The sequence below is a fragment of the Synechococcus sp. R6-10 genome (assembly GCF_047461815.1).
In the GTDB taxonomy this organism is placed as follows: Bacteria; Cyanobacteriota; Cyanobacteriia; order Thermostichales; family Thermostichaceae; genus Thermostichus.
This window is the reverse complement of record NZ_JANSHW010000552.1, coordinates 1-10,921: the sequence shown is the minus strand read 5'-3', so window position 1 is coordinate 10,921 and position 10,921 is coordinate 1. Positions and strand designations below refer to the sequence as shown.

9 protein-coding genes are annotated in these 10,921 nt (G+C 60.0%); 7 read left to right on the top strand and 2 right to left on the bottom strand.

The window, feature by feature from the left end:
- Positions 1–362: 362 nt before the first annotated feature.
- The 6 genes from NW837_RS13680 to murJ all read left to right on the top strand — a co-directional run bounded on the left by NW837_RS13680 (position 363) and on the right by murJ (position 5,985).
- Entirely contained in the window at positions 363–881 is a 519-nt protein-coding gene (locus NW837_RS13680; protein WP_011434282.1) for a phycocyanin subunit beta, read from the top strand.
- Between the two features lie 193 nt (positions 882–1,074).
- On the top strand, positions 1,075–1,557 hold the full coding sequence (locus tag NW837_RS13675; RefSeq protein WP_011434281.1) for a phycocyanin subunit alpha: 483 nt from the start codon (positions 1,075–1,077) through the stop codon (positions 1,555–1,557).
- Between the two features lie 469 nt (positions 1,558–2,026).
- A complete protein-coding gene (locus tag NW837_RS13670) occupies positions 2,027–2,884 on the top strand; it encodes a phycobilisome rod-core linker polypeptide (RefSeq protein WP_414332161.1) in 858 nt (285 codons plus the stop codon).
- Positions 2,885–2,917: 33 nt separating this feature from the next.
- Entirely contained in the window at positions 2,918–3,745 is an 828-nt protein-coding gene (locus NW837_RS13665) for a HEAT repeat domain-containing protein (protein WP_414332160.1), read from the top strand.
- Positions 3,746–3,795: 50 nt separating this feature from the next.
- Positions 3,796–4,182, top strand: a complete 387-nt coding sequence (locus NW837_RS13660) for a hypothetical protein (protein ID WP_414332159.1) — start codon at positions 3,796–3,798, stop codon at positions 4,180–4,182.
- A gap of 156 nt (positions 4,183–4,338) precedes the next feature.
- Entirely contained in the window at positions 4,339–5,985 is a 1,647-nt protein-coding gene (gene murJ / locus NW837_RS13655) for a murein biosynthesis integral membrane protein MurJ (RefSeq protein ID WP_414332158.1), read from the top strand.
- Here the strand turns inward: murJ and sigC are convergent.
- A complete protein-coding gene (gene sigC, locus NW837_RS13650) occupies positions 5,982–7,082 on the bottom strand; it encodes an RNA polymerase sigma factor SigC (RefSeq protein ID WP_414332157.1) in 1,101 nt (366 codons plus the stop codon). The two genes, murJ and sigC, sit on opposite strands and share 4 nt — an antisense overlap.
- A gap of 574 nt (positions 7,083–7,656) precedes the next feature.
- Here sigC and NW837_RS13645 point away from each other — a divergent pair.
- The gene (locus tag NW837_RS13645; RefSeq protein WP_414332156.1) at positions 7,657–8,235 is read left to right on the top strand and encodes a cofactor assembly of complex C subunit B; all 579 of its coding nucleotides are present in this window, start codon (positions 7,657–7,659) and stop codon (positions 8,233–8,235) included.
- A 12-nt stretch (positions 8,236–8,247) separates the two neighbouring features.
- Here NW837_RS13645 and mutS read toward each other — a convergent pair whose 3' ends face one another.
- Complete coding sequence (gene mutS / locus NW837_RS13640) at positions 8,248–10,860, bottom strand: DNA mismatch repair protein MutS (RefSeq protein WP_414332162.1); 2,613 nt, start codon at positions 10,858–10,860, stop codon at positions 8,248–8,250.
- Positions 10,861–10,921: the final 61 nt, after the last annotated feature.

Here is a 10,921-nt window from a genome sequence, read left to right as displayed (position 1 = left end):
GCGAGGTAAAGCCGATTTACATTTTTTGATTTCATCGCTTCTTGCCTTCGCGGTAGAAAAAGACTGGAAACAAGGCGAGCCAGCTTCTCCTCGTCTGCCCAGTTGAGGTTGCCAGCAGCGGCTGAGGCTCCTTAGCCCAAGTCCGATCCCTTGGATGAAGGCCTGGATCTGGGAGCGAGCTTCGCTTGCTCATCTTGGTTCTATCGGCTTCGATCCCGTCGGCGGTTCTGTGAGTTAAACAGCACCTCTCGGCACTGGGGATCCAAGCAGTGTTGCATTCCTGGCCGGCAGGTGCTCTCTGGGCCGTTGCAGGGAATGTGGATTCATAACCTCTTTTACTTTCGCTAGGGAGATTCAAAACCATGAACGATGTATTTGGCAAAGTTGTTGCCCAAGCTGACTCCAAAGGCGCTTTTTTGGGAGAGAACGAGTTTGCCGCTCTCCAGCAGGTAATTGCTGAGGGGAACAAGCGTTTGGATGCTGTGAACCGCCTCACCAGCAATGCCTCCAAGATCGTGACCGATGCCATCCGTCAGTTGTTTGCCGAGGAGCCCAATTTGAACGCTCCCGGTGGGCCTGCCTACCCCAGCCGCAATGTGGCTGCCTGTATGCGGGACATGGACATTATTCTCCGCTACATCACCTACGCCGTGGCAGCCGGAGATGCCAGTGTGCTGAACGAGCGCTGCTTGAACGGCCTGCGGGAAACCTATCAAGCCTTGGGCACCCCCGGTAGCTCGGTGGCCAACGGCATCCAAAAGATGAAAAAGGCTGCGGTGGCGGTGGTAAACGACCCCAACGGCATCACCCGGGGGGACTGCAGCGCTCTGATTGCCGAAATCGAATCCTACTTCGATCGCGCTGCTGCCGCTGTGGTTTGATCCCTTGTGGACTGAAGTTTCTGTTGTGTCCGGATCCAGTTGTGAAGACCTCTCTGGGATCTAAGACAACTCGGGTTGGCAGGGGATCCCTAGAAAAGTAACCTGTTTTGCAGCGATTTTGCAGTTGAGACTTTGAATCTTTTGCTTTGTTTTTTGCATTGAGCTTGAGTTAAGTAAAGGAGCGTTTTGAATCATGCAAACCCCAATTGTTGACGCCATCGCCACTGCCGACAGCCAAGGGCGCTACCTGAGCAACAGCGAATTGCAGGCCATCAATGGCCGTTTTCAGCGGGCTGCCGCCAGCATGGAAGCCGCTCGAGTTCTGAGCAGCCGTGCCGACGAGCTGGTGCGCGGTGCCACCGAAGCCGTTTACGCCAAGTTCCCCTACACCACCCAACCCGGTGGGCAGTGCCACACCCAAGCCGGCAAAGACAAGTGCGCCCGCGACGTGCGCCACTACCTGCGCTACATCACCTACTGCTTGGTAGCCGGTGGCACCGGTCCTCTGGACGAGTATCAGTTGGCCGGGATCCGCGAAATCAACGCCGCTTTTGAACTCTCCCCCAGTTGGTTCATCGAAGCCCTGCGCTACATCAAAGCCAACCACGGCCTGACCGGGCAAGCGGCCACCGAAGCCAACACCTACATCGACTACGCCATCAACGCGCTCAGCTAAACCCTTGGCTTGGGATCCCTCTAAAAGGGCGACGCCGGCTAGCCAGTTGGCTCATCCCATAAACCAGGGGGGATGGCGAGGGAAGGTTGTTGAGGGCAACGGTGGTGAGCCTGCTACGTTGCGGAGAGATACGTTTGACCACGTGGGTTTGCGGATCAGTCTCCCCAATAGGAAGGCGCCACTGTTGCTCTTCTGCAGCTTGGGGCTGCCGATTTTTGATTTCTAATTTTAGTTTTCGATTTCTACAGTCGTTTCAGGCTAGGGTGAGACGCCTGGGCTATTGATCGCGCCAGCGGGACGGAGTCCTTGAAAAGCCTTTTGGCCCCCTGCATTATTGCTCCGCAACGCCGACGCGACGACGCAACCAACACTTTAGGTGTGGGTACAATGTCCTAGCTTGAATCGAAATGACCCTAAACGCAAGCTTGTTCTCAATCTGTGTCCATTCAGTTCAATCGGGGGAATTAGCATGAGTGCAATTACAGCGGCAAGCCGGATGGGGATCCGGGGCATTACGGAGACCACCCCACTGGAGTTGCGCCCCAACGCCAGCCAGGATCAGCTCAATGCGGTGCTGCGGGCCATCTACCGTCAGGTGCTGGGCAACGACCATTTGTTTGGGGCCGATAGGAAGGAGCTAGCCAGTGCGGAATCGCTGCTGCGCCAGGGCAGCCTGACGGTGCGGGAGTTTGTGCGATGGATCGCCAAGTCCGAAGCCTACAAAAAGCGGTTTTTCTACCCCAACTCGCAAACCCGGGCCATCGAGCTCAATTTCAAGCATCTGCTGGGACGCGCTCCCACCAGCCCCAAAGACATCGCCCGCCATTTGGACATCTACCAATCTGGCGGCCACAGCGCGGAGATCGATTCCTACATCGACAGCCCAGAATACCTAGAAGCTTTTGGAGACAACATCGTCCCCTACCCGCGTGGGTTTGAATACCGCAAGGCTCATTCCACCCGCGACTTTACCAATCTCTTCGCTCTCTACGGGGGCTACGCCAACAACGATCGCTCCCAAGGGCCCAGACCCCGTTTGATGATGCCTTTGGCCACCGGGTTTACCCCGGCCATTCGCCGCATTGGGGTGCGGGGGCTGCTGCCGCCCAGCCCCATTTCCAAACACCTGGGGCCGCCAACGGGCCAGTCGGATCGCATGTTCTGTGTGGAAGTGACCCGGCTGCTGAATCCGCCTTCGGCGCTGGCCACTTCCAGCCGAGTGCGCAAATCCAACCAGCAGATTTTCGTCTCTGCCGATCAACTGTCGGCGACAATGCAGCGGTTGCTCAAATCGGGCGCCAAGATCGTCAGTGTCCGCAGCGCTTGATCCCTTCTCGGTGTCCTCTCCGTTGTTGATTCCATGACCACTGCTGTTCCTCTGGATCCCGATCCATCGGTGGATCTCACCCCGGCTGGACAAATCGCCAAGCTGCGCCACGGGGATCCGGGGGAACGCTACTATGCCGCTTGGTGGCTGGGGCGCATGCGCATCGTCGAAGGGATCCCGGCCCTGATCGAGGCCCTGGCCGATGAAACGGATCGCACCGCTCAAGGGGGATATCCGCTGCGGCGCAACGCTGCTCGTGCTTTGGGTAAACTGGGATCCCTCGCCGGGATCCCTCCCCTGAAGGCGGCTTTGTCTTGCTCCGATGGCCAAGTGGTGGCAGCGGCTGCCCAGGCGCTGGTTGAGATTGCCCTTGCCAACAACCTCCATAGGGATCCCGACGAAGTGGAAAAGCTGGGATCCGCTTTGCTAGAAGGGCTGCGCCGTGTGGAGCGAGGACTGCAGACGGAAGCCCAAGCCGCCCTAGAAGCCATTGTCGAGGCTCTTGGACAACTGCAAGTGACCGCTGCTCTGGAGCCAATCTGTCCCTACCTAGAGCACACTTCCATCCGTTTGCAATGTGCGGCGGCACGGGCCTGCTATCGTCTCACTGGGGATCCGACTTTTGCTCAGCGCCTGCTGTCGGTGTTGAATCACCACAACATCCATCTGCGGCGGGCTGCCCTTTTGGATTTGGGGGCCAGTGGCTATTTGCCGGCAGCACAAGCCATTGCGGTGGCGGCGGTGGAGGCCAACCTGAAGCTTCTTGCCCTCAAACAGTTGGTGGAAATCAACCTAGAACATCAAAAGATCCCCGGTGCTGAGCTGCACCAGGTGCTGCGGCTGATCGACGAGCTGCTGTGAGCGGTGGTGCTTCTGGGCCCTTGCTGTTCACATTAGCGGGACGGAGTCCTTTGCAACTGACCTATCAAGGCATTGCCCATGAGTTTGTGCATCCCTCTGGGGTAATTCAAAGCCGTCAGAATGTGCCCGCTCGGCACCGGGGTTTGGGGTGGAGCTGGCCAGCTCAATCCCTAGCCGTGGCGCTGCCTCAGTCTTTCCCCCTCACCTATCGAGGTATTGCCCTCGATCCTGGAGCAAGGGTGACGGCAGGGATCCCTGAGGTGCAAGGGAGCCCGGCAGCGGCTGTCTCCTCTCGGAAGCACTTCATGACCTTGGTCGAGGAAACCCATCGGCGGAACCTGCTGCACCGGCTGCAGGAGCGCATCCGTTCTGCTCAAGCCCGTGGGGATGAGCATCTGTTGCAGCAACTGGAACAGGAACGGCAACTGTTGGCCTGACAAGCTCGCTGCCTGCCCAAGGGATCCAGCTAATGCCCGACAATTGCCCAGAAGGGTTCGATATTCCCGATAATGGGAAGCGGCTCCTGGGATTCAAAGAGGGATCCGGGATCAGTTTGTTGTTGAGGCAGTGGTTGGGGTGCAGGACACAAGGTAATGGAGGAGTCTGCCACTCAGGAAGAGATCCCTGGGGGATCTCCTTCAGCAGGGCCATCCCGTTCGTTGGTGTCGGTGGCGGGCTTGGTGGCCGGGGCGACCTTGCTCAGTAAGGGCATAGGCTTCGTTCGCCAAGCTTTGATTGCAGCAGTGTATGGCTCGGGGCCGGAGTACAGCGCCTTCGGGGTAGCCTACATCCTGCCCGGTTTTCTGTTGATTCTGCTGGGAGGGATCAACGGCCCTTTCCACAGCGCCATCGTCAGTGTCCTCAAAAAGCAGCGGGATCGGGACAGGGAGGATGCGGCTGCCTGGCTGGAATCCATTTCCACCTTGGTAGGCTGCCTGCTCCTGCTGGTCAGCTTGGGCCTTTGGTGGGGAGCGGACTGGGTGGTGCGCCTGAATGCGCCGGGAGCCAGCCCCGAAGTCCATGCTCTGGCCGCTGCGCAACTGCGGATCATGGCCCCTTTGGCCTTGCTCTCGGGGTGGATTGGCATCGGCTTTGGAGCGCTGAATGCTGCCGAACACTACGCCTTGCCTGCCCTTAGCCCGCTGATCTCCAGCTTGGCGGTGATCGGGATCCTGGTCACGCTGGGATGGACGGGGATCCCAACTTTGCTGGCCTGGGGCGTGCTCATCGGGGCCATTGCCCAATGGTTGGCCCAAATTCCGCTCCAGATGCGGTTAGGGCTGGGGCGACCGCGCCTGCGCTTTGAGTGGGGATCCCCGCAGGTACGGGCGGTGGGCTTGCTGATGTTGCCGGCGGTGATCTCCTCCGGGATGATCCACATCAATGTTTATGTGGATCTGTTTTTTGCCTCTTTCGTACCTGGGGATCGCACCATCGGCAACTTGGGATATGCCCAGCTTCTGGTACAAACGCCGCTGGGGATCCTCTCCAACATGGTGCTGGTGCCCTTGATGCCTCTCTATGCCCAGTTGGCAGGGGATGGATCCCGTTGGCCGGAGCTGCGCCAGCGTATCCGCCAAGGGCTGATGCTTACGGCAATTGTGACCCTGCCCCTGTCGATGCTGTTGGTGGCTTTGGCCGAGCCCATTGTCCAAGTGGCCTACCAGCGGGGGCGCTTTACGCCGGAGGTGACACAAGAGGTGGCAGCCCTGCTCATGGCCTATGGTCTGGGGATGACCGGTTACCTGCTGCGGGATGTGCTGGTGCGGATCTTCTATGCCCTGGAGGATGGGGCTACGCCTCTGCGCATTAGCAGCATGGCCATTGGCCTGAATGCCCTACTGGACTTTCTATTTTTGCAGGCTTTTGGAGCGCCGGGCATTGCCCTGGCCACCGCCGGCGTCAACCTGATAGCCGTGATCGGACTGGGGATCCGCCTCCACCAGCGCCTGCCAGGGATCCCTTGGCGGGAGATGGGACAAGCCCTACTGCCATTGCTGGGGAGCACCGTCCTGGCCGGGGGGCTCAGCCATTGGCTGTGGAGGCAAATGCGCCCGCTGGAGCTGTTGGGATCCCCGCTCCTCACCGCCGTCATTGGGGCCGGGCTGGCCGCGGGTTTAGGTCTAAGCTTGTTCGCCGCCGGAGCTCTCTACCTGCGGATCCCAGAAGTGGAGTGGGCAGCAGCCCGACTGCGGAAACGGGTAGGACGCTGGGGGAGCCAGTGGGCAAGCCGGAACTAGCTGATAGCTTCCAGGTAATCTCGCACGCGGTTGCGCCGCTTCGGCTGACGCAGCTTCTGCAGAGCTTTGGCCTCAATTTGCCGCACCCGCTCTCGCGACAGATCCAAGGCGCGACCGATTTCCGCCAGCGAATAGGTGCGCCCATCCCCCAAGCCGAAACGCATGCGGATCACATCCCGCTCGCGGCTGGTGAGATCCGAGAGCAACTGCTGTAGATCGCGATGCAGGGCTTCCCGCATCATGGTCTCTTCTGGAGAAATGTCGTCAGTTTCCAGCAAATCCCCCAGTTCGGTGTCCTTGTCTTTGCCCACCTTGGTTTCCAGAGAAACCGAGCGGGGCACCCGTACCAACAGTTCCCGCACCTGGGGCGGGGTCATCTCCAACTCGGAGGCGATGTCTTCGATGGTGGGGGTGCGGCCCTTTTCCTGGGAGAGCTTGCGCTGCGCTTTTTTGATCTTGTTCAGCTTCTCGGTGATGTGGACGGGCAGGCGGATGGTGCGGCTTTGGGTGGCAATGGCGCGGGTAATGCCCTGCCGGATCCACCAGTAGGCGTAGGTGCTGAAGCGGTAGCCCTTTTTTGGGTCGAACTTTTCCACCGCCCGCTCTAGGCCCAGCGTACCCTCTTGGATCAGATCCAACAGCTCCAAGCCGCGGTTTTGGTACTTTTTCGCCACCGACACCACCAGGCGCAGGTTGGCCTTGATCATGTGTTCTTTGGCACGCTTGCCAATCCGCTGAATCTGCTGCAGCTTTTCAGGGGTCAGTTGCGCCCACTCGGGGTACTGGTTAGCCTTGGCCACCCATTCCGCAAGAGTGGGATCCCGTCCCAACTCTTTCTGCAGGCGCAGGCGCAAATCCAAGAGCTTCATGTAGTCTTGGACTTTTTGGGCCAGGGCCACCTCTTCATCGCGCCCCAAAAGAGGAACACGACCAATCTCCTGTAAATAGAGGCGCACCAGATCAGTGGAGCGGCGGGTTGGCTCCTCTTCCAGAAACTCGCCATCGGCCAGATCCACCTCTGCTTCTTCGGCAGCATCGAGGAGATCGGCGGGTCCATCCAACAAAATGTCGTTGAGTTCAGGTTCGTAGTTAGACATGTAGGGTGTTGCTGATGTAGCGACAGAGGTAGCAGTTCAGTGGGCTGAGAGAGGAATGGTCAGTGATGTGGAGCAAGTTAAGCTTAAGTGTTCCCCAACGGTAACTTCGCGCCTGCTCAACGCCTTACAGCAGTCAGAGGAAATCATACATTGACCTCTTCCTCAACCGGACCTCCTGCCCATGCCCCATAGGGAAAGGCTGAAGTAGCAGCGGAGGGGTCACACGGAGAGCGTGAGCCCCTTATCATAACTTAATTATAGTTGCATTTCTCAGCCCAGAGACATGAGAGCCAGCGTAGGATCCCCCCAGTTCAACCGTCACCGCCACTGCGAAAAAGCGTATTGCCCTCAGGGTGAACCCAGCAGCTCGTCCTTGGGGGAAGTAACCCATCCATCCTAGAGGGTCTAAACTTCAAAGGTAGCGTGTAAATTGCTTTGCCTATTCCAATCTATTCGATTCTATTCGATGAACTGTTCCCATTCACCTATCCCACCCAGCTGTGGGGGAGCCAGACTCCCCGAACAGGTCAACCCCCTTCCTCTGGGCGGACTGGGCTCTGCTCAGGCACTTGGGTTGGCCATAGCCCCGCTGACGGGGGAAAAGGTTTCAACCTTGGCGTTGACGACTCTATTGGCCATCGGTCTATTCTTTTTTCTGCGAGCTGCGGGCAAGGATCGCGTGGAGAGTCGCCTCTACTCTAGCAGTCGCAGCCTGGAAGAAATGGGATCCGCTCTACGGGAGCACTTGGAAAGGCGTGGCTATCGTCTCCAGTCCGCCGATGCCGAGGGGATCGCCACCTTTGCAGGGCAGGGTCAGGCTAGCGTGGGGCTGACCTTTTTTTTAACGGGACTGGCGGGGGCGGGGCTGGCCTGTTTGGCCTTGGTGCTGCAGACCCTTGAGCCTGGGTGGGGAGCTTGGCCCTGGATGGTGGTGCTGGCCTCCCCCTGGGCGGGTTGGTACTACTGGCGGCGCAACCAACGCCCGGAGCAAATCCGCCTGAAACTGCAGGAAGCCGACGAGGACTCTGTCCCGCTCTCGTCCTGGGAACGAACGCCAACGGCTTCTGGATCCCACCTGTGGGTGGAGGGGCATCGGGATGAGCTGGATGGGCTGGCTGCAGCCCTGGGGTTGCAAGAACGGGATCTGGATTAGGGGTAGGGGAGTCTAAGGCCAATCGGGAGAGAGAGGTGCTGGGATCAAAGACAGTTGATCCCCAACGGCGGAATCGGGGCTGCGATTGGGAGCGGGCTCTTTTTTGGAGTTCTTCTGGGCAGGTTGGCTTTTTCCTTGGTTGCGCAGGCCCAGGCCGATGCGGCTGTGTTTTTCCACTAGGGCCAGCACCTGTTCGGCCCGCTGGATTACCGGCTGCGGCAGGCCAGCCATGCGCCCCACCTCGATGCCATAGGAGCGATCTGCCCCCCCAGGCTGTACCTGGTGCAAGAAGATGATGCGATCTTGCAATTCCTTGACCACCACCTGAAAGTTGGCCACGTTGGGCAGCAAGGTCTCCAGTTGGTTGAGCTCGTGGTAGTGGGTGGCAAAGACCGTACGGGCGCGCACCTGAGTGGCCAGGTATTCCGCCACCGCCCAGGCAATGGAAAGGCCATCGAAGGTAGCGGTGCCTCGGCCAATCTCGTCCAGCAGCACCAAGGAGCGCTCGCCGGCGTGGTTGAGGATGTTGGCGGTCTCGTTCATTTCCACCATGAAGGTGGACTGGCCGGTAGCCAGATCGTCCACAGCGCCAATGCGGGTAAATACGCGGTCGCAGAGGCCCAACTCTGCCCGCCGCGCGGGGACAAAGCTGCCCATCTGGGCCAGGATTTGGATGAGCCCAATTTGCCGCAGGTAAGTGGACTTGCCGGACATGTTGGGCCCGGTGAGGACGATCAAATCGGGGCCGTGGGGGGATCCCAGTTGCACCGAGTTGGGGACAAATAGGCCCTGAGGCAGGGATTTTTCCACCACCGGGTGGCGACCCTCCTCGATGATCAGCCGGCGGTCTGTTGTGAGGAGGGGACGGGTGTATCCCTGCTGCACTGCCACTTCCGCCAGGCCAAACAGGGCATCGACAGCAGCCAGGGTCTGGGCCACTTGGCGGATGGCTTCGGCCCGGGATCCTGCCTCTTGGCGCAACTGCACAAACAGCTCGTATTCCCGCTGGTTGATGTCGGTCTGGGCGGTGAGAATGCGGGCCTCTTTTTCTTTGAGCTCGGGGGTAATGAACCGCTCTTCGTTGGTCAGGGTTTGCTTGCGGATGTACTCTTTGGGGACTTGGTGGGCCTTGGCGCGGCTGATGCTGAGGTAGTAGCCGAAGGCCTTGTTGAAGCCCACCTTGAGAGTGGGGATCCCAGTGCGGTCGCGCTCGCTTTTTTCCAACTGGGCAACCCACTGGCGGTCTTGCTCCACCTGCTGCCGCAGCCTGTCCAGCTCTGGATCCACCCCGGGCCGGATCAGCCCCCCTTCGGTAAGGATGGGCGGGGGCGAGGGCAGGAGGGTGTGCTCGATGCGGCGGCCCAGATCCACCAGGGCGGGATCCACTTGCTGTAGGCTCTGCAAGAGGGGAGTCTTGGCTTCCCCCACCAGCTCGGCCAACTGGGGCAGTTTGCCCAAGGAGGATCCCAAGGCCACCATCTCGCGCGGGTTGGCGGTGCCCGATCCGACGCGGTTGGCCAGCCGCTCCAGGTCGTACAGAGAGTCCAGAAGGGATCCCAGGCGGGCCCGCAGAGAAGGGTTTTCCAAAAGCTCTTGGATGGTGTCTTGGCGAAGGCGGATTTGCTCCGAATCCCGCAAAGGCTGCATTAGCCAGCGCCGCAAAGTGCGCCCCCCCATGGCTGTACGGCTGTGATCCAGCACCCAGAGCAGGGATCCCACAAAAGCCCCCTCTCGGATGGTCTGGGTGAGCTCCAAGTTACGCCGGGTTTGGGCATCCAAGATGAGGTAGTCCGTGAGCTGGTAGGTGCGCGGGGGAGGCAGGAGCGGGTGGCCTCCCTGGGGAGAAGGCTGCACTAGGTTCTTTTGCGTCTCCTCCAAATAGTGCAACAGCCCCCCCGCCGCTCGAATAGCTAGGGGCAGCCCCTCACAGCCCAATCCTTCCAGAGAGCGCAGGCCGTAGGTTTGCATGAGGTTCTCCCGCGCCACCGCCAGTTCAAAAGGTTCGGCTGGGCGCAGGGTATAGGCGTATTGGTTGGGGAGACCCAGGGGCTTCTGGGGATCCCCGGGCCGCAGTAGACCCAGGCCCAGTCCCTCCTCGGTGGGCAGCAGGATCTCCGCCGGCTGCAGCCGCGCCAGTTCCTGCTCCAGAGGCTCTTGCCCCTCGCTCTGACACACCCAGAACTCGCCGGTGGAGACATCCGCGTAGGCCAGGCCCCAGCGGCAGGGAGCCTGCTTCGATCCTTTGAGCCGCACGACGGCTGCCAGGTAGTTGTTTTGCCGCGCCTGCAGCAGCTCTTCTTCGAGGACGGTGCCAGGGGTGATCACCCGCGTCACTTCCCGCCGCACCAAGCCCTTGGCTTGCTCTGCTGGCTCCATCTGGTCGCAGACGGCCAGGGCATAGCCTTTGGCCACCAACTGGGCGGCATAGCGGTCAAAGGCGTGGTAAGGGATCCCGCACATGGGCACCCGCCCTATGGCCCCTGCTTCTCGCCCGGTGAGCACCAGCTCCAGCTCCCGCGACACCACTTGCGCATCCTGGAAAAACATCTCGTAGAAATCCCCCAGGCGGTAGAGCAGAATGGCGTGCGGGTATTGCCGCTTCAGCTCTACGTAGTGCTGCATCATGGGGGTGAGGAGGGCGGGATCCACCTCTAAGGCATCCCAAGTAGGCTCGGCGGAAGAACTC

Coding starts and splice junctions, on each gene's coding strand:
- NW837_RS13665 (WP_414332160.1), top strand. CDS start 2,918: ATGACCACTGCTGTTCCTCTGGATCCCGATCCATCGGTGGATCTCACC.
- NW837_RS13675 (WP_011434281.1), top strand. CDS start 1,075: ATGCAAACCCCAATTGTTGACGCCATCGCCACTGCCGACAGCCAAGGG.
- mutS (WP_414332162.1), bottom strand. CDS start 10,860: ATGATGCAGCACTACGTAGAGCTGAAGCGGCAATACCCGCACGCCATT.
- sigC (WP_414332157.1), bottom strand. CDS start 7,082: ATGTCTAACTACGAACCTGAACTCAACGACATTTTGTTGGATGGACCC.
- murJ (WP_414332158.1), top strand. CDS start 4,339: ATGGAGGAGTCTGCCACTCAGGAAGAGATCCCTGGGGGATCTCCTTCA.
- NW837_RS13670 (WP_414332161.1), top strand. CDS start 2,027: ATGAGTGCAATTACAGCGGCAAGCCGGATGGGGATCCGGGGCATTACG.
- NW837_RS13680 (WP_011434282.1), top strand. CDS start 363: ATGAACGATGTATTTGGCAAAGTTGTTGCCCAAGCTGACTCCAAAGGC.